A 23,111-nucleotide genomic window follows, 5' to 3' on the forward strand; every position below is an offset into this window, starting at 1 on the left:
TCAGCGCAGGTCGCGCTGGCGCCGCACGCGGACCCGGATCCGGGCATTCTCCAGCCGGTCGCGGTGGCGCCTGTTCAGGGTGAGTTCGAAACCCAGGGCCACGATGAGCGCGGCAAACGCCTGCATGGGCGTGGCCCGGCTGACAAGCAGGTAGAGGAAGATTGCAGACAACAACAAGGAAAGGCTGTTTCGACTCGACATGACTCCCCCCCCGGAAGTATTGACACAAATCATATTGCCATACCGACAGAATCTTGGCAATCATCTCCCTTGCTGCTAAGTGCATGCCACGCATTTGCCGTGCTGAGGAAGACCTGACCGCTCAGGCGCTCCAGCAGGGTCGACTGCTTGAGGCGGTCCATCACCGGCCCCTTGACCTCGGCAAGATGCAGGCGCACGCCGCGCTGCGCGAGCGTGGCGTTCAGCTCCAGCAGGCCGAACAGCGCCGAGGTGTCGATCGCGTTCACCGCCGACAGCACCAGCACCAGTTCGCGCACGCCTTCGTGCTGCCCCAGCTCTTCCTCGGCACGGGCGCTGACCGCCTCGACGTTGCCGAAAAAGAGGCCGGCATCGACGCGCAGCAGCAAGACCCCGCTGCGGGTCTCGGTATCGTAGCGGTCGACGTTGCGGAAATGCTCGGTGCCGGCGATGCGTCCCAGCACCGCGATGTGCGGCCGGCTCTCGCGCCAGATCATCGCTCCCATCGACAGCAGCAGGCCGACCACGACCCCTGCCTCGACGCCCATCAGCAGCACCCCGCCGGCGGTGGCCAGCAGCGCCAGCGCATCGGCGCGGTCGTAGCGCCAGGCGGTGCGCAGGGTGCCTGACTCCAGCATCCCCAGCACCGCGACGATGATGGTGGCCGACAGCACCGGCAGCGGCAGCAGCGCCAGCCAGCCGGTCGGCAGCACCAGGGCCGCGCCCAGCAGCAGCGCGGTCACGACCCCGGCCAGCTGGGAGTTGGCGCCGGCCGAGAAATTCACGGCGGAGCGCGACAGGCTGGCGGTGACGGGAAACGCGCCGCTCAGGAAGCTGCCGATGTTGGCGGCGCCCAGGCCCACCAGCTCGGCGTTCGTCAGCAGCTTCTCGCCCTTCTTGGCGGCCAGCGCCTGGGCACCGGACATCGACAGCAGGAAGCACATGAAGCCGATCAGCAGGGCCGGCTTGAGCAGCAGCTGCCAGTGCGCGCCCGAGGTGGCCAGGTTCAGGTGCGGCAGCCCCGCCGGCACCTGGCCGATGACGCGTACGCCCATCCGGTCCAGGCCCAGCAGGGCCACCGCCGCGATCGCGCCCAGCACCACCAGCATCGGCGCCAGGCGCGCGCCGATGTCGGCGGCGGACGGCGGCAGGCCGCAGCGCCGCAGCAGCGCGGACCCGTGGCGGCGCGCCAGCACCAGCAGCGCCAGCGCGCCCAGGCCCAGCGCGGCGCTCGGCCCATGCCAGTGCGGCGGCGCGGCGCCCAGCAGGGTGCCCAGCTGGTCCCAGGCGATCAGGATCGAGGAGCCGATCGTGAAGCCATTCATGACAGGGCGCGAGAAGAAATTGGCGAGGAAACCCAGGCGCAGCAGGCCACAGGCCAGCAGCACCACGCCGGACAGCAGGGCCAGCTGGCCGGCCAGCGTGGCGTAGACGACGGTGCCCGGCGCCGCCAGCGGCGCCAGTGCGGACGCCGTCATCAGCGAAATGATCGCCATCGGCCCCACCGACTGGCTGCTGCTGGTGCCGAACAGCGCGTACAGCAGCAGCGGCAGGATGCTGGCGTAGATGCCCGCGACCGGCGGCAGGCCGGCCACCAGCGCATAGGCCATCCCCTGCGGGATCATCATCATGGCAACCACCGCGCCCGCGGCCAAATCTCCCGCCAGCCACGCGCGGCGGTAGTTTTTCACCCAGGCCAGCATCATTGCATCGCCAGTTCGACGCAGTTGCGCCCTGCCCGCTTGGCGCGCGCCATCGCGGCCTCGACCCGCTGCACCAGCGAGTCGGCGCTCTCCTGCTCGCCCAGCTGGGCCACGCCAAGGCTGACCGTGACGTGGTCGCAGCCGGGAATCGCCGCCTGCTCGACCGCGTGGCGGATCTTCTCGGCCATCTTGAGGCCGTCGATCGCGCTGGTATGCGGCGCGATCACGTGGAATTCCTCGCCCCCCGAGCGCACCAGCACGTCGCTGGAGCGCAGCAGCGCGCGCACGCAATCGGCCACCGTGCGCAGTGCGACGTCGCCGACCGGGTGGCCATAGTTGTCGTTGATCGCCTTGAAGCGGTCGATGTCGAAGGACAGCAGCGCCAGCGGCGCACGGTAGCGGCGCGCGCGCTTTACTTCGCGCTCCAGCAGCTCCTCGCCGTGGCGGCGGTTGGCGACGGCGGTCAGGGCGTCGGTGGTCGACACGTAGGTCAGGCGCGCCAGCAGCTGCTCGGCTTCAAGATTCATGTCTGCCAGGCGCAGGCCCAGCGCGGCCATGGCGGCGCAATCGCCCAGCGTGGACCAGGCTTCCGGCGCCAGCGCGGCGGGGCTAGCCAGCAGCAGCGACAGCGCGCCGCGCGGAGCGCCCGGGCCGTCGGCCGGAATCGGCAGGCCCAGCGCCTGCACCACACCATGCGCGCGCAGCTCCTGCGCCAGGGCCGGTTCGGCGGCCTGGTCAAGGGTGTCCAGCAGCGCCGGCTCGCCGGTGGCGGCAGCCAGCAGGCCGGGGAAGGCGTGGCGCAGCGGCGCCTGCAGCAGGCGCTCGCTGCGCTGCAGGAGGACGCCCAGGCGCAGCCCGGCTGCGCTGTCTCTTCCCTGTTCGGCCTCGAGCTGCAGGTCGCCGTCCGGCCGCAGGCGGAACATGGCGGCGTGCAGCACGCCCGGCCATGCCAGCAGGGCCTGGCTCAGGCGTTCGCCCAGGTCGGGCGCTTCCATCGGCGCCTCGAGCGCGGCCTGCACATGGGCGCGCAAGTCGAGCAGCGCGCGCAGAGCATCCGCATCGGCGGCAGGAACTGCGCCGCCGGCGTTGTCCAGGCACTGCTGGACGGCTGTCCGCAGCCGCGCCGGTTCGATCGGCGTGATGACATACGCCGCCGGCCTGACGCGGTTCAGCAGCGGCAGCCAGCGCGCGTAGGTGTAGGGGCACAGCAGCAGGACCGGACCGTCGCCGCGGCGCGCCAGCAAGCCGGCCAGCGCGTCCAGGTCGATGCTCGGTTCGAAGCGTTCGAGGTCGATCACCAGCAGGCCGGCGGGCGCCCCGGCCAGCAGGCTGGTGGCGCCATCGACGCTGTCGGCCAGGTGCAGCTGCGCGAACAGCGGGGCGCAAGCCTGGTCGAAATCCGCGCGCCGCTGCGCCATCGGGCTGAGGTAGATCCCCGTCGATCCTGCGTGCTGCTGGTCCTGCTGCGACATCTGCGCTCCTGGTATAGCCGGTCAATGAAGCCTGTTACAGGCCGAAGTTTGCCACAAAGCACCTGGTGCGGCCAGCAAATGCGGCGCTGTGTGTGGAAGCGCACGGTAGCAAGCGCGCTGCGGCGTGAATACTGCGGAATCGGGAAACACGCTTCGGACAAGGAGAATGAGCATGGCCAATCAGGACGATGTAGCGAACAAGCAGAAGGCAATCCAGAACCGCCAGGACCAGCACGACGCCAGCATGCAGAAGGGCGATCAGGGCGGCGGCGGCGGTGACAGCGCCGCCCAGACCGGCGTCAGGCAGCCCTCCGGCGACTTCCCGGCCCAGCACCTGGCCAAGCCGGGCCTGGAAGCGCAGATGGAGCTGAAGCCGAAGTTCATGGCCGAGGGCTACAAGGGCAGCGGCAAGCTGGAAGGCCAGGTCGCCATCGTCACCGGCGGCGATTCCGGCATCGGCCGTGCGGTCGCGATCCTGTTCGCGCGCGAAGGCGCCGACGTCGCCATCCTCTACCTGAACGAACACGAGGACGCCGCCGAGACCCAGCGCTACATCGAAGCCGAAGGCCGCCAGTGCGTGACCGTGGCCGGCGACGTCAAGGACATGGCGTTCTGCCAGCAGGCCGTCGACCAGATCGTCGCCAAATTCGGCCGCCTGGACGTCCTGGTCAACAACGCCGCCTTCCAGGAACACGCGGAATCGCTGCTGGACCTGACCGAAGACCGCTTCGACGAGACCATGCGCACCAACATCTACGGCTACTTCCACATGGCGAAGGCCTGCCTGCCCTACATGAAGCGCGGCGCCGCCATCGTCAACACCGGCTCGGTGACGGGCCTGAAGGGCTCGAAGAAGCTGCTCGACTATTCGACCACCAAGGGCGCGATCCACGCCTTCACGATGTCGCTGGCGGCCAACCTGCTCGACAAGGGCATCCGCGTGAACTGTGTGGCCCCGGGCCCGGTGTGGACGCCGCTGAACCCGGCCGACCAGTCGCCGGAAGACATCACCAAGTTCGGCCAGCAGACCACCTTCGGCCGCCCGGCCCAGCCGGAAGAGCTGTCGCCGGCCTATGTGTACCTGGCGTCGAGCGTGTGCTCGGGCTATGTGACGGGCGTGGTGCTGCCGATTACCGGCTCGGTGGGCGAATAAACTTTCGAGGAGATTGCGATGGCTCGCAGCATGTGGAAGGGCGCGATCAGCTTCGGGCTGGTGCACATCCCGGTCGAACTGTATCCGGCAACCAGCGAACACTCGCTGGACCTGCACATGCTCGACCGCCGTGATTTCGCGCCGATCGGCTTCAAGCGCTACAACAAGAACACCGGCAAGGAAGTCTCCTGGGACGACATCATCAAGGGCTATGAATACGCCGACGACGAATACGTGGTGCTGTCCGACGAGGACCTGCGCCGCGCCAATCCGGAAGCGACCCAGACCATCGACATCCTGGCCTTCGTCGACGCCGGCCAGGTGCCGCTGATCTACTACGAGCAGCCCTACTACCTCGCTCCGGGCAAGGGCGGCGACAAGGTCTATGCGCTGCTGCGCGAGACCCTGCGCGACGTCGGCAAGATCGGCATCGCCAACGTCGTCATCCGCGTCAAGCAGCACCTGGCGGCGCTGGTCTGCGTCGGCGACACCATCGTCCTGATCACGCTGCGCTACCCGGACGAGATCCGCCCGACCGACGAACTCAAGATCCCCGACGAGAATGCGAAGGCGGCCCAGGTGACGCCCAAGGAGCTGCAGATGGCCAGGGCGCTGGTCGAAGGCATGAGCGAGCGCTGGAAGCCGAACCAGTACCACGACACCTACCGCGAAGACGTCATGGCCCTGATCAAGAAGAAGATCGCGGCCAAGCAGACCAAGACCATCACCATGCCCGACCCGGACGAGGCCAAGAAGCCGGCCAAGGCCAAGGTCATCGACCTGGTCTCGCTGCTGCAGGCCAGCCTGGGCAAGAAGCCGGCGCGCGCTGCGGCGGACGACGATGACGACGACGACGATCCGCCGCCGCGAAAGTCGCGCAAGCCGGCCGCCGATGAAGACGACGATGCGTCGGATACGCCGCCGCCGCGTGCGCGCAAGTCTTCCTCGCGCGCGACCGTGCACGCGCACACTGCTGCGGCCAAGAAGCCGGCGGCCAGGAAAGCTGCCGCGAAAGCCCCGGCTAAAAAGGCTGTCGCCAAGACCGCCACCGCCGCCAAGACCACCGCCAAGCGCAGGAAGGCGGCCTGAGTGGATCTGGATACGCTGATCGACTTCCTGCAATGGCCGGCGATGGCGGTGACGCTGGCCGCAGCCTTCCTGGTCGGCGCCCGCCATGCGCGGCGCCGGATCTTCGGGTTCTATACCTTCATTGCCTCCAACATCCTGTGGATCGTCTGGGGCGTGCATGACGAGGCCTGGGCCTTGATCGCGCTGCAGGTCGGCCTGCTGGCCATGAACGTGCGCGCGATTTTCCGCAACCATAAAGAAGCGGAGTCGGAGAGCCGCGAAGAGACGCAGACTGCATAGGGTGGGCACGCCGTGTCCACCGCTTTGCCGCACCCGATACACGACTCGGCGCATTTCATTGGACAAGAAGAAGCCGCATCCCTATCTTGGGCTTGCCTATCTATTGCCATCGAGGAGCTTGCCTCTAGTCGAACCAAGCGTGCGTAGAAGTGTCGAATCGTGATAATGGAAAACACGATGGGCTTAGACGCGGCGATCATGCTGCTGGCGCACCGGATCAGGATCGACCCGACGCCCGAGCAGCGAGACTATTTCGCGCGCGCGGCCGGCACCGCACGCCGGGTCTGGAACTGGGGGCTGGCCGAGTCGCTTCGCCAGGTGGCCAGCGGCTGCAAGCCCAATGCGATGGCGCTCAAAAGACAGTTCAACGCCATCAAGTACCTTGATCCGGCCTGGCTCGATGCCAACGGCCAGCCCTGGTTACGCCTCATCCATCGTGACGCCCACGCGCAGCCCTTCGCCAATCTTGCCAGGGCGTGGAGTCGTTATTTCGAGCAGCGCCGCGCCGGAGGGAAGGCTCGTCCGCCACGCTTCAAGAAGAAGGGACGCTGCACCGACAGTTTTTATCTGGCAAACGATAAATTCAGGCTCGAGGATAAGATTGCGATCCTGCCCAAGGTCGGCCGCGTGGCGCTGCGCGAGGCATTGCGCTGGCCCGGCCGGATCCTGGGTGCCAGCGTGTCGCGCGAAGCGGACCGGTGGTTCTTGTCGGTCCAGGTCGAGGTGCCGCACGACGTGGCGCGGCGGCGCCGCACCGGCGACGGCATCGTCGGCGTCGACCTTGGCGTGAGCAGCGCGGCAACTCTCTCCAGCGGCGAAAAGATCGGCGCGCCACGGCCACTCCGAGGCGCATTGCGAAGGTTGCGCATCCGATCGCGCCGCCTGTCGCGCAAGCTGGAAAGCGCAAAGGCGGCGGCCGGTATCACGGGCCGGATACCGAAGGGAACGCGCTTGCCGGTATCAAAAAACCGGACCAAGGGCGCGTTGGCGCTCGCGCGCCTGCAGGCAAAGATCGCCCGAGTCCGGCGCGACTTCACGCACAAGCTCACGACCCGGCTCTGCCGCGAAAACCAGGCGGTGGTGATCGAGGACCTGAACGTCAAGGGGATGCTGGCCAACGCCCGGCTGGCGCGCGCGATCGCGGATGTCGGCTTTTACGAGTTCCGTCGCCAGTTGCTGTATAAGGCGCCACGCTACGGCACTGATATCGTACTGGCCGACCGCTGGTACCCCTCAAGCAAACTGTGCTCACATTGCGGCGTGCGCAACGCCAGCCTTTCCCTGGGCGAGCACGCCTGGACCTGTGCCGCCTGCGGTGCGCACCACGGTCGCGACCTCAACGCGGCGATCAACTTGCAACGGCTCGCCACCGGCGCCCTCGCGGCGCGACCGGCGCTACCCGAGGCGAGCCGGGCGGTAACGCCAGGCACTGCCGCTGGCACGGGGCCGGCGGGAGGCGGGAAAGTGACGCCTGTCAGAGACGAGCACGGTCAGCAGGACGGCTCGGGGCAGGAAGAGAACGGTGCACACTTCTATGCACATTCTCGCTAGCAGAGCTGGCACCTGGTGCGCCTTGACTCCGGCTGGAAGATCGCGTCCGTGGTCTGGTCGCAGGAAATCAACCCGGTCCCGCCACCGAAGCGGTGAGCGGCGCCCTCGGCGCCGGGGTGTGTTACTTCGCCGGCTTGAACCCGAGCGCCTTCATCGCCTTGGTCAGCGTGACCGCGCTGTCCTCGTAATCCTCCCAGGGCGAATTCCCGATCGCCAGCCGCTCGCCCACCGTGCGCACGGTCCAGTGCGCACCCGAGGTCAGATCCATCAACTCCTCCCAGCGCACCGGCACCGAAATCCCCAGCCCGGGCCGCGTGCGCGCCGACCAGGCCGCGACCGTGGTGGCGCCGCGGCCGTTGCGCAGGTAGTCGATGAAGATGCGGCCGACCCGGTTCCTGGCGCCGCTCTTGTCCGAGAAGCGCTCCGGCAGGGTCTTGGCCAGGTGGGTCACGATGGCGTGCGAGAAGTCCTTCACGGTGTCCCAGTCCAGCCTGGGCTTGAGCGGCACCACCACGTGCAGGCCCTTGCCGCCGCTGGTCTTGAGGAAGGGATTCAGGCCCAGCTCCTGCAGGAAGACGCGCATCACCTCCGCTGCCTCCTGCACTTGAGAGAAGCTGATGCCCTCGCCCGGGTCGAGGTCGAAGATGAAGCGGTCCGGCGTGTCGTAGCGCTTCTCGACCGCGTTCTGGCTGTGGATCTCGACCACGTTCCACTGCGCGCAGGACAGGATGCCCTCGACGCTGTCGATGCGGGTCATGCGCGGGTGGTCCGGATCGAGGGCCTGGGCCAGCTGGCCGACGCCCGGCATCTTGCGCGGATCGACCACATGCTTCTGGAAGAACAGCTCGCCGCCCACGCCCTCCGGCGCGCGCACCAGCGAAACCGGGCGGCCCTTCAGGTGCGCCATCATCAGCTCGCCGACCAGCGCGTAGTACTCGACCAGTTCAAGCTTGGTGACGCCGCTTTCCTTGTCCATCACGCGCTCGCCGTGCGTGACCTTGAACTTTGCCGGCACGCCGCTCAGGTCCGGCCCGGCCTCGGTTGGCCTGGCTGCCTTGGCTGCCTTGGCTGCCTGCCCTGCCCTCCCTGCCCTGGTGGCCGGTCTGGCCGCCTGCTCATCGGATTTCATGTCTGACTTCTCCTGAACGTGCTTGGCCTGCTCGCGCACCACACTCTTCGCCGGCTTGTCCTTGCGCAGGCCCTGGAACACGGGGTGGCGGATCGAATTGGTGGCGGTCCACTCCGAAAAACTCACCTCGGCCACCAGGTTCGGCTTGACCCAGTGGTTGCCGCGGCCGGGCACCGCGCGCGGCGGGAAGGGATTTTCGTCGGTCGCGATGGCTTCCAGCGTTTCGCGCATGTGGCGCAGCGAAGCGCCGTTGAAGCCGCTGCCGCAGTTGCCGGCATAGCGCAGCACGCCCTTCTCGTCGTAGTAGCCGAGCAGCAGCGAGCCGATGCCGGTGCGCGCGCCATGGGGATCGGTCCAGCCGCCGATGACGAATTCCTGGCGCATCCCGCATTTCAGCTTGATCCATTCGGGCGAGCGGCGGTTCACGTAGCGCGAATCGCGGCGCTTGCCGATCACGCCTTCCAGGCCGATCTGGCAGGCCGCCACCACCAGCTGGCTGGGGTCGGTGCCGAATTCGCTGGAGAAGCGCACGGTGTCGGAGGGCTTCGCCGCCAGCACTTCCTCGAGCAGCGGACGGCGCTGGTCGAGGCGCACCTCGCGCAGGTCGTAGCCCTTCATCCAGGGCGCGTCGAAGATGAAGTAGACGATCTGGGCGCGATTCGAACCGTCGAAGGCCAGCTGCAGCAGGTTGAAGTTCGGCTTGCCGTTCTCGTCGTGGACCACGATCTCGCCGTCGTACCAGCCGTCCGGCAGCTTCATGCGCTTGATCTCCTGCTGCAGCGGGCGCAGTTTGTCGGTCCAGTCGTTGCCGTTGCGGGTGATCAGACGGATGTCCTTGCCCTTGTCGGCAACCCGGGTGAGCATGCGGTAGCCGTCGAACTTGATCTCGAAGATCCATTCCTCGGGACGCTCTGGCGGGCCGTCGACCAGGGTCGCCAGCTCGGCGTTCATGGTCTCGGGCAGCTCGGCTTTCACGGCGCCTTCGGGCATGGCGCCGCGCCGGGCGGACTTCGCCGCCGGCTTGGCGGCGGCGGTCTTTGCAGCCGCAGTCTTCGCAGCCGATTTTGCAGCCGGCTTCTTCGCCTCCGCCTTCAGCTTCGCCACTTTGGTCCGCGCCGCCGCGCGATCCTCGGGCGCACCCGGCATCGGCAAGTCCTTGACGCTGTCCGGGAACTCGTCGACCACCGAAAACTCCGACGCCGGTCGCATGTACTCGTCGTTTTCCTTGATCAGCAGCCAGGGCTCCTGCTTGTCGTCCTCGTGGCCGCGCAGGCGCACCAGCACCCAGCGTCCGTGCATTTTGTGGCCATGGATCTCGAACTTGATCTCGCCCTTCGCATAGCCCTTGCGCGGGTCGCCGATCGGCTCCCAGGTTCCTTTGTCCCAGACGATGACCTCGCCCGCGCCGTACTGCTTGGGCGGAATCGTGCCTTCGAAATCGGAGTAGGAGATCGGGTGGTCTTCGACGTGCACGGCCATGCGCCTGTCGTGGCTGTCGTAGCTGGGGCCTTTGGGCACGGCCCAGCTCTTCATGGTGCCGTCGAGTTCGAGACGGAAATCGTAGTGCAGCCTGGTGGCCCAGTGCTTCTGGATCACGAAGGTCAGCGCGCCCTTGCTGGCGTCGCCGCCTTCCGCGGGTTCCGACGTGATCGAAAAATTCCGCTTGGCCTTGTATTCCTTGAGTGCGTCGGGCATGGTATCACCTGTACATCAGCAGCAATATTGCCAATGTACCGGTGAGGCGCGGGCGCGACTGTACGGCAGCTAACCGTTGCGCGTCCCGCTCGCACTCTGCTCAACTGAGCAATTACTTTCGCTCGGATGAGCTCTGGTCACGCGCCGCCCGGAACTCGGAATCCTTTGCCCAGTTCGGCCAGGCGTTCGAGTCGGCCAACTCGCGGCCCACTGCGTACAGGATGCCGAGGTCGCGCGCCATGCCTTCGAAGGTCCATTCGGCTTTCCATTCGTCGGAGGGCTGGTGGTAGTTCTCAAGCGTGTAGCGGTCCGATTCCTTCTTGCCGGCGGCGACGCCGCCCTGCTCCCAGTTCTCGCCCGAGCCGAAGGAAATCGCCGGCACACCGCGCTTGGCGAAGGGGAAGTGGTCGGAGCGGAAGAAGTGGCCGGCTTCCGGTTTCGGGTCCGGCGAATAGCTCAGCTTCGCCAGCCTGGCCTTGGCCACCAGGCGGTCCAGCAGCTCCAGCTTGGCGCTGCCCGAGATCGTGAAGTCGCGGGCCTTGCCGTGCGGGTCGAGGGCGTCCATGTTGATCACCCCGACCGTCTTCGCCAGCGGATACACCGGATTCGAGGCATAGTATTCGGAGCCCAGCAGGCCCTTCTCCTCGGCGGTCACGGCCAGGAAGACCACGCTGCGCTGGGGCGCCCGCGCGGCCGCGTACACGCGCGCCAGCTCCAGCAGGGCCGCGATGCCGGTCGCATTGTCGACGGCGCCGTTGTAGATGCGGTCGCCCTTCGCATCGGGCAGGCCGATGCCGAGGTGGTCCCAGTGGCCGCTGTAGACCACGTACTGGTCCGGGTGCTGGCTGCCCTCGCGCAGCGCGATCACGTTCTTCGAGACGATGGTCTGGGCGTCGACGGCGTACTTGCCCGACATCGAGACGCCCGTCAGCGCGACCGGCTTGAAGCTGCGCGTCTGCGCCGATTTCTTCAGCTTGTCGAAGTCCAGGCCGGCGCGTTTGAACAGGTCGACGGCCAGGTCGCGCTGGATCCAGCCCTCGACCGGCGCGTGGAAGGCGGTCGGATGGGTGCGCACCACGTCGTACATGACGTTGGTGTTCGAATTTTTCACGGTCGCCCAGCCGTAGGAAGCCGGCGCGGTCTCGTGGACGATCAGGGTGCCGAGCGCGCCGCGGCGGGCCAGTTCTTCGAATTTGTAGGTCCAGCGGCCGTAATAAGTCATGGCCTTGCCGCCGAACTCGCCCTTGACCGTCTCGAAGTCGGGGTCGTTGATGAGGACGACTGCCAGCTTGCCCTTCAGGTCCTGGCCCTTGAAATCGTCCCACTTGCGCTCCGGCGCGGTAACGCCGTAGCCGACGAAGACCAGCGGCGCATCCTTGAACTCGACGCTCTTCGCGCCGTTCATCGCCGCGCGCACGGCGATCTGCTCGCCCTGGGTCAGCGACTCCTCCTTGCCGCCGCCCTTGACGCTCACCGTGACCGGCCCCTTGATCTCGAAACGGCCCAGCGGCACGTCCTGGGTCCAGCCGCGCTTGCCGTTGACCAGGTCGCCGCCCGGTTTCAGGCCGGCCGCTTCGAACTGGTTGATCAGGTAGGCGACGGTCTTGGCTTCGCCCGGCGTGTTCGGGCCGCGGCCCTCGAACTCGTCAGAGGACAGTACCTTCACGTCGTGCGACAGGTGGGAAGCTTCGATCTGCACGGCCTGCGATGCGGGCACGGCGGGCTTGACGGCCGTGGCGGCCGGCGCAGCTTGCACGGACGCAGCCAGGGCGGCCGCGGACAGGATGGCGAGGGAGGTGGTGGTCTTCACGGTCTCTTGGTTTTGTTAGTGGATGGAAATGCCGAATGAGTATCCTGTTTATAAATTCCAATGTCAAACATGCATCAATCGTGCGCATCGCCTATAGTGGCGTTTCCATTCCGCACTCTTCAAGGATGTCTCGTGAAACCGTCCACCGTGCTCGCCCCTTCCGCCTTGTTCCTCGTCCTCAGCCTGGCCCTACCCGCCGCCCAGGCGCAGACCACACCTGGAGCCAAACCGGCCGCCCCGATCGCCCAGCTGGTCGGCCAGCTCGACCTCGGCCGTTACAAGGAGACCATCCGCGGCCTGGCCCGCTTCGGCGACCGCAAGCAGGGCACGGAGCGCAACCGCAAGGCGATCGCCTGGATCGAAGCGCAGCTGAAGTCCTACGGCTGCGCCACCGAGCGCATCCATTACGACTACGTGGCCGCGCCGCGCGAGCGTGTGCCGGCGACGGGCGGCGGCCGCGGCGGCCCGTCCGGCCAGGGCGGCAGCACCCTGTTCGGCACCCGCGCGCCGACCGGCGTCAACCAGGATCCGATGGCCCAGCCGGACGAGCGCCTGCGCGCGCTGAATGCCGAACAGCCCGATCCGAAAGGCGGTCCGCGCGAAGAGGTCTATTGCACCAAGGTCGGCAGCACCCATCCCGAAGAGATGTACATCGTCGCCGCCCACATGGACGGCCTGGGCTTTGGCGAGGCGGCCAACGACGACGCCTCCGGCACCGCCCTCGTCATGGAACTGGCGCGGATCCTGAATGCGCCCGGCGTCAGCACCGAACGCAGCATCCGCTTCGCCTTGTGGAACAACGAGGAGACCGGCCTGAACGGCGCCTCGGCCTATGTGGCCCAGCGCAAGGATCTGCAGGGCATCGAGTCGCCGAAGGGATCGGGCCGTTACCCGGAACCGCGCTGGCTGGGCATGATCCAGCACGACATGATGATGTTCGACCACGGCATGCCCGTTTCGCATACGGGCGCCGGCGGCAAGACGGTGGCGGCCCCGCCGCTGGAGCAGCGCCGCGAAGCCGACGTCAACATCGAGTTCCAGGCGAATTCGAAGCATGCCGAAGGCGCGCAGAAGCTGGCCTGGGCCTTCCGCGCCGCGAACGACAAATACGCGGCCGACTACCCGGCCTCGGTCGGCCCGCACATGACCAACACGGACTCGACCCCGTTCATGGACCACGTGCCCTCGATCTCGCTGCGCGAAAACGAGCGCGGCCAGCAGATCGGCGCCGGCTGGAACCCGCACTGGCACCAGCCGACCGACCTGGTATCGACCTTCAGCGACAAGGATTACCTGCTGGGCTTGAACGCGGCGCAGACCACGCTGGCGGCCATTGCCCAGCTTGCTGGCGCGCGGAAGGAACCCTGATAGCTATTTGTAAGTGGATGTAAAAAGGCGTCAACTGACCGGCGAACAGGCGCGTTGAGGGACCAGTAACACCCCGGGAATGTCCCACCATATCAACGACACTGAAGGAAACATCGCCATGAGCAAAATCGTCGCTACCCTGATCGCCGGTCTGTTCGCCACCTCGGCATTCGCCGCCCAGTCGACCGCCACGTCGCCGGCGCCGGCCACGGCCCATGCCGCCAAGGCAGATGTAAAAGCAGACAAGGATATGGCCAAGGCCGAAGCCAAGGAAGCGAAAAAAGCAGCCAAGGCCGATGCCAAGCTAGAGAAGAAGGAAGCCGAAGCCAGCTCGGACGTCGCCGTCGCCAAGGCCGACGCCGCCAAGACCAAGGTAAAAGCACACAAGAAGGCCGCAAAGGCCAAAGCGGACGCAGCTGCCGACAAGGCCGCCGCCAACGCAGACCAGAAAGCCGACGCGGCAGCAGCACACTAAGCCTACGCGGCTCAAGCCCCTCCATTTCCAGAAGACAGGGACATGCACCCTGTCTTTTTTTCGCCCTCGTTCTACAATGGTGGCCTTCCTTGTTGAGAGCCGCCATGCACAAGATCGTCTTCCTCGACCGCGACAGCCTGCTCGCCACCGTCCGTCCGCCCGCCTTCGAGCATGCCTGGCAGGACTACCCCGCCACCGCCCCGCGCGAGCTGGTAGAACGCCTGCGCGGCGCCACCGTCGCGATCACCAACAAGGTGCCGCTGCGTGCCGCCGAGATTGCCCAGCTGCCGGACCTGAAGCTGGTGGCCGTGGCCGCCACCGGGACCGACAACGTCGACCTGGCGGCCTGCCGCGAACGGGGAATCGCGGTCTGCAATATCCGCGATTATTCGGTGGTGTCGGTGCCGGAACACTGCTTCGCGCTGATGCTGGCGGTAAGGCGCAACCTGCTGGCCTATGCCGCCGACGTCGCGGCCGGGCGCTGGGAGCAGTCGACCCGCTTCTGCCTGCTCGACCATCCGATCGGCGACCTGGCCGGCAGCCGGCTCGGCATCGTCGGCTATGGCGCGCTGGGTCGGCGCGTGGCGCAGATCGGGCGCGCGTTCGGGATGGAGATCGCGGTCGCCTCGCGCTCGCCGGTACCTGACGCGGATGTGCTGCAGCTGCCGCTGCCGGAACTGCTGGCAAGCGCCGACGTGATCAGCCTGCACCTGCCGCTCACCGAGCAGACCCGCCACATGATAGGCGCGGCGGAACTGGCGGCCATGAAGAAGAACGCCATCCTGATCAACACTGCCCGCGGAGGCCTGGTCGACGAGGCCGCACTGGCCGAGGCGCTACGCAATGGCGTGATCGCCGGCGCCGGCTTCGACGTATTGAGCAAGGAGCCGCCCGTGCCCGAGAATCCCCTTTTGAAGCTGAATCTGCCGAACTTCGTCCTGACCCCGCACGTGGCCTGGGCGAGCGGCGGCGCCATGCAAACCCTGGCCGACATGCTGGTCGATAACATCGACGCCTGGGCGGCCGGCACACCCAGGAACCTGGTATGAGCGACACCAGCACCATCACCCCGGCGAGCATCGTCCAGCTGGTCGACACCTTCTATGCCCGCGTCAGGGAAGACGCCGTGCTCGGTCCCGTGTTCGAGGAAAAGCTCGCCGGCCACTGGCACGAGCACATGCCGCGCATGTATGCCTTCTGGACCAAGGTCCTGCTGGATGCCGGCGAATTCCAGGGCAACGTCTTCGGCAAGCACATGGCCTTGAACGGCATCGGCAAGGAGCACTTCGTGCACTGGCTGACCCTGTTCAGGATGACCGCGATCGAGGTCTTCGGCCCCGAGCATGCCGAACCCGCGATCGTGGTCGCGAACCGCATCGCCAGCAGCCTGCAGCTGGGCTTCTTCGGCGACATCCAGGTCCAGGTCTGACTACGCTCCTGCAGTGATCAGCAGCGCCCGGAAGTCGTTCACATTGGTCAGCGTGGGACCGGTGACGATGGCATCGCCGAGGGCCTGGAAGAAGCCGTGGCCATCGTTGCGGTCCAGGCTTTGCATGGGCCGGATCTCCTTGTCGAAGGCGCGCTGCAGCGTATCCGGCGCAAACCAGGCGCCGGCGATTTCTTCCTGCCCGTCGACGCCGTCGGTATCGCCGGCCAGGCCGTAGACGCCGGGCTCGCCGCGCAGGGCGATGGCGGCCGACAGCAGGAATTCGACGTTGCGTCCGCCGCGCCCGTCGCCGCGCACGGTGACGGTGGTTTCACCGCCGGACAGCAGGATGCAGGGTGCCTTGAAGGGCTGCCCGCGCCGGGCAACCTGCAGCGCCATGCCGGCCATGACCTTGCCGACGTCGCGCGCCTCGCCTTCCAGGCTGTCGCCGAGGATGTGCACGGCAACGCCGGCCTCCCCGGCCACGCGCGCCGCCGCCTCCAGGGCCATCTGCGGGGTGGCGACGAAGCGCACCTCGTGCCCGGCCAGGCGCGGGTCGCCCGGTTTGACCGACTCCCCTGCCCCGCTCTCCAGCACCTGCCTCACCTTGCCGGGCAGCGCGATGCCGTAGCGGCGCACGATGTCGAGGGCGTCCGCGCAGGTGCTGGCGTCGGCCACCGTCGGCCCCGAAGCGATGTCGCAGGCTTCGTCGCCCGGCACGTCCGAGATCAAAAGCGTCACCACATGCGCCGGGTGGCAGGCCGCGGCCAGCCTGCCGCCCTTGATGGCGGACAGGTGGCGGCGTACGCAGTTCATCTCGCCGATGCTGGCGCCCGAGGCCAGCAGCGCGCGGCTGACCGCCTGCTTGTCCTCGAGCGTGATGCCTTCGAGGGGCAGCGGCAGCAGCGAGGAACCGCCGCCGGAGATCAGGCACAGCACCGTGTCGTCGGCCGTCAAGCCACGCACCGTCTCCAGCATGCGTTCCGCCGCGTGGAGCCCGGCAGCATCGGGCACCGGGTGCGCCGCCTCGACGATCTCGATCCGTTCGCACGGGACCGCATAGCCGTAGCGCGTGACCACCAGCCCTTCGAGCTTGCCAGGGTAGTGGCGCTCCACCGCCCGCGCCATCGCCGCCGACGCCTTCCCTGCCCCGATCACGACCAGCCGGCCGCGCCGCGGCGCCGACAGGTGCGGCGGAATGCAGAGCGCCGGCTGGGCCGCGGCGATAGCGGCGTCGAACATCGCCTTCAAGAGTTCCTTCGCTTCCATGATCTCAGGCCGATGCGTTCTGCGGTTTCACCAGATTGATGCCGACGTCTTCACGCGCTTCGCTGGGCTGCGGCACCGGCAAGCCTTCCTGCGCGATCTCCTCGCCGTCCAGAATGCGGTTCATGCGCTGGCGGTCCACCGCGCCAACCCAGCGTGCGACCACCAGGGTGCCGACGCCGTTGCCGATGGTGTTGGTGATGGCGCGCGCCTCCGACATGAAGCGGTCCACGCCCAACAGCAGCACCATGCCCGACACCGGGATCTTGCCCATCGACGCCAGCGTCGCGGCCAGGGTAATGAAGCCGGAACCGGTGACGCCGGCCGAGCCCTTGGAGGTGATCATCAGCACGCCCATCACCACCAACTGGTCCATCAGCGACAGCGGGGTGTTGGTGGCCTGTGCGATGAAGATCGCGGCCATGGTGTAGTAGATGCACTGGCCGTCGGGGTTGAAGGTGACGCCGGACGGCACCACCAGGCCCACCACCGGCTTCGACACGCCCAGGTACTCCAGCTTCTTCATGAGCTGCGGGACCACCGACTCGGACGAGCTGGTTCCGAGCACGGTGAAGATCTCTTCGCGGATGAATTTTAGGAATTTCCAGATGCTGAAGCCGCAGATCCGAGACACCGCGCCGAGCACGATGAACACGAAGCCGATGCAGGTCAGGTACATGGAACCCATCAGCTGGCCGAGCGACAGCAGCGAACCCAGTCCGTATTTGCCGACCGTGAAAGCGATCGCGCCGAAGGCGGCGATCGGCGCGATCCGCATGACCATGCCGAGCACCATGAACATGCCGGTGTTGAAGGCTTCGAGCATGTCGACCACCGGCTTGGCGTGGCGGCCCATGCGCGACAGCGCGATGCCGAACATGGTGCCGAACACCAGGATCTGCAGGATGTCGTTCTTGGCCAGGGCGTCGATCGCGCTGGTCGGCACCATGTTCAGCAGGAAGTCGACGAAGCCGGTCGATTTCGCGGCGGCCGCCGTGTAGTTGCTGATGCTCTTGGTGTCGAGGTGGGTCGGATCGACGTTCATGCCGACGCCAGGCTGGGCCACGTTCACGACGATCAGGCCAAGCAGCAGCGCGAAGGTCGACATGACTTCGAAATAGATCAGGGCGCGTGCACCCACGCGCCCCAGCTCCTTCAGGCTCTCCATCCTGGCGATGCCGAGCACCACCATCGCAAAGATCACCGGTGCGAACACCATCTTGATCAGCCGGATGAACAAATCACCCAGCGGCTTCAGGTCGGTGCCCAGCTTGGGATACAGGTAGCCGAGCAGGCCCCCTGCGATCACGCCGATCAACACCTGGACGTACAGCCTTCCAAAGAAACGACGGTTCATGATGTCTCCTTTATGTGGTCTTCTGCTTCCGCCCCCCGGCTCTTCGCGGCCGGTGGGGGACTGGGCATGTTGTATTCAGGCGGCGGCGCGCTCCTGGCTGCCGTCGAGGATGCCGCACACGGCCGCGGTGACGTCGGCGGTGGTGGCGCTGCCGCCCAGGTCGCGGGTGTGCAGGGATGGCGTCGCGGTCACGCTTTCGATCGCATCCATAACCCGTTGCGCGGCCTCGTTCTCGCCCAGGTGCTCGAGCAGCATCACGACCGACCAGAAGGTGCCGATCGGATTGGCCAGGCCCTTGCCCATGATGTCGAAGGCCGAACCGTGGATCGGCTCGAACATCGACGGATAGCGGCGCTCCGGATCGATGTTGCCGGTCGGGGCGATGCCCAGGCTACCGGCCAGCGCCGCCGCCAGGTCGCTCAGGATGTCGGCGTGCAGGTTGGTGGCGACGATGGTGTCCAGCGTGGCCGGGCGGTTGACCATGCGCGCGGTGGCGGCGTCGACCAGCTCCTTGTCCCACTTCACGTCCGGGAAATCCTTCGAAACCTGCACCGCCACCTCATCCCACATCACCATCGCATGGCGCTGCGCGTTGCTCTTGGTGATGACGGTCAGCTGCTTGCGCGGACGGGACTGGGCCAGCTTGAAGGCGAAGCGCAGGATGCGCTCGACGCCGACGCGGGTCATCATGCTGACGTCGGTCGCGGCTTCGATCGGGTGGCCCTGGTGCACGCGGCCGCCGACGCCCGAGTATTCGCCTTCCGAATTCTCGCGAACGATGACCCAGTTCAGGTCTTCCGGCGCGCAGCGCTTCAGAGGGCCGTCGATACCCGGCAGGATGCGGGTCGGACGCACGTTGGCGTATTGGTCGAAGCCCTGGCAGATCTTCAGGCGCAGGCCCCACAGGGTGATGTGGTCAGGGATATCCGGATCGCCGGCGGAGCCGAACAGGATCGCGTCCTTGTTGCGCAGGGCATCGAGACCGTCGGCCGGCATCATTACGCCGTGCTTGCGGTAGTAATCGCCGCCCCAGTCGAAATCTTCGAAAGCGAATTTGAACTTGTTGCTGGCTGAAGCCAGCGCCTCCAGCACTTCGCGGCCTGCCGGCACCACTTCCTTGCCGATGCCGTCGCCGGGGATCGTTGCGATTTGGTAGGTCTTCATGTTCCTGTCTCCTGTCTGGGTCTGTCTGGGTGATCGATGAAAGTGCATCCGTGGAACGACTTTAGACGCTGGACGAGGGCAAAGATGTTGGCTAGACTTAATCCGTCTTTAACCCGAGGTTAACAATCAACATGAGTAGCGGCATCCAACCGGCTGAACTTGGCTTCTTTGTATCGCTGGGCACCTGCGGCAGCCTGAGCGGCGCCGCGCGCGAACTCGGCATCAGCACGGCGGCCGTCAGCAAGCGCCTGTCGCAGATGGAAGCGCGGCTGGGCGTGCCGCTGGTGAACCGCACCACCCGGCGCATGAGCCTGACGCCCGATGGCGAAGTCCTGTTCGAGCACGCCCGCCGCATCCTGGGCGAGATCGGCGACCTCGACCAGCTGCTGAGCAGCTCGAAAAGCCAGCCGAAAGGTTTATTGAGGGTGAATGCCACGCTCGGCTTCGGCCGCCTGCACATCGCGCCCGCGATCTCGCAGTACGTCCTCAAATACCCGGAGGTCGACGTGCAGCTGCAGCTGTCGGTGAACCCGCCACCGCTGACCGAGGACCAGTTCGACGTCTGCATCCGCTTCGGCGAACCCGGCGACACGCGCGTGATCGCCAGGAAGCTGGCCTCGAACCGACGCCTCCTTTGCGCCTCGCCCAAGTACCTTGCCGCGCGCGGGGAGCCGTCGACGCCGGGGGAGCTGGTGCGCCACAATTGCATCTGCATCCGCCAGGGCGACGAAGCCTACGGCACCTGGCGCCTGCACCGCGAACGCGATGGCGGCCCCGGTCCCGGCGAGACGGTCAAGGTGCGCGGCAACCTGACCACTAACGACGGCGAGATCGCGGTCAACTGGGCGCTCGACGGCCACGGCATCCTGATGCGCGCGGAGTGGGACATCGAGCGCTATCTCGAGAGCGGACGCCTGGTGCGCGTGCTGCCCGCCTACCGCACGCCGGACGCCGACATCTACGCGATCTACCCGCAGCACCAGCACCAGTCGGCGCGGATCCGGACCTTGATCGAATTCCTGTCGCAGTCCTTCGAGCGCTTTGCCGGGCATCAGGGCGGCCAGGCGGCAGGTTTGTCACCCTGACCTCCGTAATCCCTGCCTCTCTGGCCTGTCCGCCTTTATGTTCATTCCTGTCGGAAAAATTTACATCCTGCCAATCGAAGAATCGGCTTGCGCTGTGAATACCTGTTTTTAAAGCATGATTCCTCATGGCATGTAAATTGCTTGAAGTAAAAGCATACTAATAACCAGGGATGAAAAAATGTACACCAAACTTGCAAAAGTACTGGCCGCGGCTGTCGGCGTCGTGGGCATGTCCTGCGCTCAGGCGACCGTGCTCGATTTCGAAAATGTCGCTAACATCAACAACTACCAGGGCTTTTCATTCAACAATGCGGGCGCGATCGTAGCCAGCGACTACCCTAGCTACCAGGGCGTCGCGCAGGGCCTGGTGTCGGGCACCCACGTCGGCTTCAATCCGACCTTCGGCACCACCTCGTTCAGCTCGGCGACCAGCTTTGCATTCAATAGCGGCTATTTCACCTCATTCGACGGCAGCGGCACGCCGCTGGTGATTTCGGCCTACCTGAATGGCGCGCTTCTTGGCTCGCAAACCTTCCAGATCACCGACCAGCACTACACGCTGATCAATTTGAACCAGAGCCTGTTCGGCAATGTCACTTCCGTCAGTTTTACCAACGATCCAAATGCCGTGGTATTCGACGACCTGACCGTGAATGCGTCCGCGGTGCCAGAACCAGGTTCGCTGGCGCTGCTGGGAATCGCCATGGCCGGCCTGCTTGGCGCCGGACGCCGGAAACACAAGAGCGCGTAACAAGCTTGCCGTCGACCCGGCCGGTCGATGCTGTCATCGATACGCGATTTGATGCGGCCGCCCGCCGGCATGGAGTTCGACTTCAGCCAGCCGGCGGGCGAGCCGGCGCTGACGCCGGCGGATGGCGTTTCATGGCGCGTGTTTGCGAATCCGGTGTCCCTGTTCGTGGGCGAGGTGGCGGCGGTGCTGCTGGAGCTGGCCGAGCCCTCGGTGCGTTCCGGCGTCTGGGACCACAGCGGCTTCCGGCACGATCCGGTGAGGCGCCTCCGGCGTACCGGCTTTGCAGCGATGATGACGGTGTATGGGCCGCGCTCGGCCGCGGAGAAGATGATCGCGCAGGTGGTGCAGATGCATGGGCGCGTATCCGGCACGACGCCTGACGGCCTGCCGTATCGGGCCGACGATCCGCGGCTGCTGGATTGGGTGCATGCGACCGCGAGCTTCGGGTTCACCGAGGCCTATCACCGTTATGTGCGGCCTTTGTCGGCGGCTGAAAAGGATGCGGCGTTTGCCGAGGGCCGGGCTTCTGCCCTGCTGTATGGGGCGGTCGGCGCGCCGGCATCGTGGACCGCTTGGGAAGCGATGCTGGCTGCTGTTGCGCCCGGGCTGGAAGGGTCGGAGGTTCTGGCGGCGTTCTTGCGGATCATGGCCGAGGCGGCGATTGTGCCTGGGCCGATGCGGCCGCTTCAGCGTTTGCTGGTGCGGGCGGCGGTGGAGATGTCGCCGGAGCCGGTGCGTTCCTTGCCGCAGTTGCGTGGACTGGGGCTGCGGTTTGGGGAGGAAGCGCTGGTACGGGCGCTCGGGCGTGGGGCGACCTTGCTGCCGCTCGGGGATACGCCGCCGGTGCAGGCGGCGCGGCGACTACGTGCTCACCACTTGCAGCCACTGTCGTCATAGGCGTTTTTCGCCAGGTCCACCGCAAGCCCGATCACATTCGCCAACAAGTTGGCACTTTCCGCACGCGCCTTCTGGCAATCGACACGGCGGGCGCGTTCGAGCGCGCCCACGATGGGAGCCTCGGGCTGCGCTTTGAGCACCGGCTTGCGGCCCGGGAGCGCCACCAGGCCCTTGCCGCTTTCGCGTGCGATCAGGCGCGCGGTGGCGCGTGCGGATGCCAGGTCGACGGTGGGCGCATTGGTTTCGCTGCCGGCAAGGTCGACGGCGTCGGCCGGGGTCGCAGGGGTGGCAGCCGCCGGCGGTTCAGATTCTTCGATCGTGGGCAGCGCTTGCCGTTGTAGCGCCGGTCCGCGCGACGGACGCAGCGGCAAAGGACTGGGGCGCGGCATGACCTTGTCCGGCAAGGGCGCCGGGGGCGGCGCTTGAGGGGCGACCGGCACCAGCCTGACCTCGATACGCTTGTCCGGGCCGGCGTCCAGGTCGGCCCGATGGGGAAGCCAGGCATGCCACAAACACACTGCGGCGATGGCGTGGGCCACCAGGCTGATACTCCAACCGAGCATGGGGCCGCGGGCATCGGGGCCTTTTGGCATGGCGGTTTGGTGCAGGCTGGCGGCTTGGTTCATTTACCCATTTTAGCTTGGCAGCTGGATGGGAAAGCTCACCAACTGTCACGCTCGCTCGAGCCCCCATTAGTTGAGCGAGACCTGTACCGTCCACGTTCCAGCCGAATCTGCCCTCGCGCGCATGCGCTTGCATGGTTTGCAACTGGGACATTTTGTCCCGAGATATGGCAACTGCTTTTCAGTAGAATGTATTCAAACGTGCATGGGCGCAATGAAAATTTCTAAGCGGATGCACGATAAATCGTCATAACTAACAGCCTGGAAATACGCAAAATCATGGATTGGTTTCCTATAGTCTTCGGTTCGATCAAGGCTCTCGTGCTAGGCACGGGTATGTTCTTCGCCATCAAGTGGCATTACGATCAAGGGCAGAAGGACAAAGACACAAAGATGGAGATGCGCGCGGTGCTGCGCGCGAGCGGCAAGGCGGCCGCAGTCTTCGTACTGACGCTGCTGGGCCTGGGACTTTTCACTTTTTACCTGATCAGGGTGCTCGGTATGTAAGGGGTTCAGGCTGCCTTTGCGCTCTCCTGCAAAGCCCGCAGAGGCAAATCCAGAATAAAAGCGGTCCCCTTCCCCTGTCCGCTCTCCACCCGAATCGCCCCCCCCAACAAAGT

21 protein-coding genes are annotated in these 23,111 nt (G+C 66.3%); 12 read left to right on the forward strand and 9 right to left on the reverse strand.

Translation table 11 applies throughout. The annotated features are described in order from the left end of the window. The 3 genes from LQV39_RS20935 to LQV39_RS20945 are packed head-to-tail and all read right to left on the reverse strand — an operon-like array spanning window position 1 to window position 3,373. Entirely contained in the window at window positions 1-201 is a 201-nt protein-coding gene (locus LQV39_RS20935) for a hypothetical protein (protein ID WP_230028663.1), read from the reverse strand. A gap of 29 nt (window positions 202-230) precedes the next feature. Beyond that, window positions 231-1,901, reverse strand: coding sequence for a SulP family inorganic anion transporter (locus tag LQV39_RS20940; RefSeq protein ID WP_230028712.1), 1,671 nt, complete (start codon window positions 1,899-1,901; stop codon window positions 231-233). Then, window positions 1,901-3,373, reverse strand: a complete 1,473-nt coding sequence (locus tag LQV39_RS20945) for a diguanylate cyclase (RefSeq protein ID WP_230028665.1) — start codon at window positions 3,371-3,373, stop codon at window positions 1,901-1,903. The genes LQV39_RS20940 and LQV39_RS20945 overlap by 1 nt, the downstream gene beginning before the upstream one ends. Window positions 3,374-3,545: 172 nt before the next feature. On the opposite strand from LQV39_RS20945, the gene LQV39_RS20950 reads away from it, so the two are divergent. The 4 genes from LQV39_RS20950 to LQV39_RS20965 all read left to right on the forward strand — a co-directional run bounded on the left by LQV39_RS20950 (window position 3,546) and on the right by LQV39_RS20965 (window position 7,445). Further along, on the forward strand, window positions 3,546-4,526 hold the full coding sequence (locus LQV39_RS20950) for an SDR family oxidoreductase (RefSeq protein WP_230028667.1): 981 nt from the start codon (window positions 3,546-3,548) through the stop codon (window positions 4,524-4,526). An 18-nt stretch (window positions 4,527-4,544) separates the two neighbouring features. Next, window positions 4,545-5,615 (forward strand): Ku protein, encoded by a 1,071-nt coding sequence (locus tag LQV39_RS20955; RefSeq protein WP_230028670.1) that lies wholly within the window; start codon window positions 4,545-4,547, stop codon window positions 5,613-5,615. After that, window positions 5,616-5,894, forward strand: coding sequence for a hypothetical protein (locus LQV39_RS20960; RefSeq protein ID WP_307727862.1), 279 nt, complete (start codon window positions 5,616-5,618; stop codon window positions 5,892-5,894). A gap of 165 nt (window positions 5,895-6,059) precedes the next feature. Continuing rightward, window positions 6,060-7,445 (forward strand): transposase, encoded by a 1,386-nt coding sequence (locus LQV39_RS20965; RefSeq protein WP_230028672.1) that lies wholly within the window; start codon window positions 6,060-6,062, stop codon window positions 7,443-7,445. 121 nt (window positions 7,446-7,566) lie between these two features. Here LQV39_RS20965 and ligD read toward each other — a convergent pair whose 3' ends face one another. Together ligD and LQV39_RS20975 are read right to left on the reverse strand one after the other, a co-directional pair. Next, on the reverse strand, window positions 7,567-10,269 hold the full coding sequence (gene ligD, locus LQV39_RS20970; RefSeq protein WP_230028674.1) for a DNA ligase D: 2,703 nt from the start codon (window positions 10,267-10,269) through the stop codon (window positions 7,567-7,569). A 112-nt stretch (window positions 10,270-10,381) separates the two neighbouring features. Then, window positions 10,382-12,079 (reverse strand): M28 family metallopeptidase, encoded by a 1,698-nt coding sequence (locus LQV39_RS20975; RefSeq protein ID WP_230028676.1) that lies wholly within the window; start codon window positions 12,077-12,079, stop codon window positions 10,382-10,384. Window positions 12,080-12,211: 132 nt separating this feature from the next. Between LQV39_RS20975 and LQV39_RS20980 the strand changes: the two genes are divergently transcribed. From LQV39_RS20980 to LQV39_RS20995, 4 genes are all read left to right on the forward strand, one after another. Continuing rightward, window positions 12,212-13,447, forward strand: coding sequence for a M20/M25/M40 family metallo-hydrolase (locus tag LQV39_RS20980; RefSeq protein ID WP_230028678.1), 1,236 nt, complete (start codon window positions 12,212-12,214; stop codon window positions 13,445-13,447). A gap of 118 nt (window positions 13,448-13,565) precedes the next feature. Further along, on the forward strand, window positions 13,566-13,922 hold the full coding sequence (locus LQV39_RS20985) for a hypothetical protein (protein ID WP_230028680.1): 357 nt from the start codon (window positions 13,566-13,568) through the stop codon (window positions 13,920-13,922). A 104-nt stretch (window positions 13,923-14,026) separates the two neighbouring features. Beyond that, the gene (locus tag LQV39_RS20990; RefSeq protein WP_230028682.1) at window positions 14,027-14,971 is read left to right on the forward strand and encodes a D-2-hydroxyacid dehydrogenase; all 945 of its coding nucleotides are present in this window, start codon (window positions 14,027-14,029) and stop codon (window positions 14,969-14,971) included. Continuing rightward, window positions 14,968-15,351 carry a group III truncated hemoglobin gene (locus tag LQV39_RS20995; RefSeq protein WP_230028684.1) on the forward strand — a complete coding sequence of 128 codons (384 nt, stop codon included), beginning with the start codon at window positions 14,968-14,970 and terminating at the stop codon, window positions 15,349-15,351. The genes LQV39_RS20990 and LQV39_RS20995 overlap by 4 nt, the downstream gene beginning before the upstream one ends. On the opposite strand, the gene LQV39_RS21000 is transcribed toward LQV39_RS20995, so the two are convergent. The 3 genes from LQV39_RS21000 to LQV39_RS21010 all read right to left on the reverse strand — a co-directional run bounded on the left by LQV39_RS21000 (window position 15,352) and on the right by LQV39_RS21010 (window position 19,135). Beyond that, window positions 15,352-16,617 carry a glycerate kinase gene (locus LQV39_RS21000; RefSeq protein WP_230028686.1) on the reverse strand — a complete coding sequence of 422 codons (1,266 nt, stop codon included), beginning with the start codon at window positions 16,615-16,617 and terminating at the stop codon, window positions 15,352-15,354. Between the two features lie 4 nt (window positions 16,618-16,621). After that, window positions 16,622-17,971: a C4-dicarboxylate transporter DctA gene (gene dctA / locus LQV39_RS21005; protein WP_230028688.1), complete on the reverse strand. Its 1,350-nt coding sequence runs from the start codon at window positions 17,969-17,971 to the stop codon at window positions 16,622-16,624. A 75-nt stretch (window positions 17,972-18,046) separates the two neighbouring features. Continuing rightward, on the reverse strand, window positions 18,047-19,135 hold the full coding sequence (locus LQV39_RS21010; RefSeq protein WP_230028690.1) for a tartrate dehydrogenase: 1,089 nt from the start codon (window positions 19,133-19,135) through the stop codon (window positions 18,047-18,049). A 131-nt stretch (window positions 19,136-19,266) separates the two neighbouring features. Here LQV39_RS21010 and LQV39_RS21015 point away from each other — a divergent pair, with 131 nt between their 5' ends. The 3 genes from LQV39_RS21015 to LQV39_RS21025 all read left to right on the forward strand — a co-directional run bounded on the left by LQV39_RS21015 (window position 19,267) and on the right by LQV39_RS21025 (window position 21,868). Continuing rightward, a complete protein-coding gene (locus LQV39_RS21015) occupies window positions 19,267-20,220 on the forward strand; it encodes a LysR family transcriptional regulator (protein WP_230028692.1) in 954 nt (317 codons plus the stop codon). 178 nt (window positions 20,221-20,398) lie between these two features. Continuing rightward, a complete protein-coding gene (locus LQV39_RS21020; protein ID WP_230028694.1) occupies window positions 20,399-20,971 on the forward strand; it encodes a PEP-CTERM sorting domain-containing protein in 573 nt (190 codons plus the stop codon). Between the two features lie 27 nt (window positions 20,972-20,998). After that, window positions 20,999-21,868 carry an oxygenase MpaB family protein gene (locus tag LQV39_RS21025; protein WP_230028696.1) on the forward strand — a complete coding sequence of 290 codons (870 nt, stop codon included), beginning with the start codon at window positions 20,999-21,001 and terminating at the stop codon, window positions 21,866-21,868. On the opposite strand, the gene LQV39_RS21030 is transcribed toward LQV39_RS21025, so the two are convergent. After that, window positions 21,841-22,431, reverse strand: coding sequence for a hypothetical protein (locus LQV39_RS21030; RefSeq protein ID WP_230028698.1), 591 nt, complete (start codon window positions 22,429-22,431; stop codon window positions 21,841-21,843). The two genes, LQV39_RS21025 and LQV39_RS21030, sit on opposite strands and share 28 nt — an antisense overlap. A gap of 339 nt (window positions 22,432-22,770) precedes the next feature. On the opposite strand from LQV39_RS21030, the gene LQV39_RS21035 reads away from it, so the two are divergent. Then, the gene (locus LQV39_RS21035) at window positions 22,771-22,998 is read left to right on the forward strand and encodes a hypothetical protein (protein ID WP_230028700.1); all 228 of its coding nucleotides are present in this window, start codon (window positions 22,771-22,773) and stop codon (window positions 22,996-22,998) included. Window positions 22,999-23,111: the final 113 nt, after the last annotated feature.

The sequence above is a fragment of the Massilia sp. Bi118 genome (assembly GCF_918697865.1).
Lineage (GTDB): Bacteria > Pseudomonadota > Gammaproteobacteria > Burkholderiales > Burkholderiaceae_D > Telluria.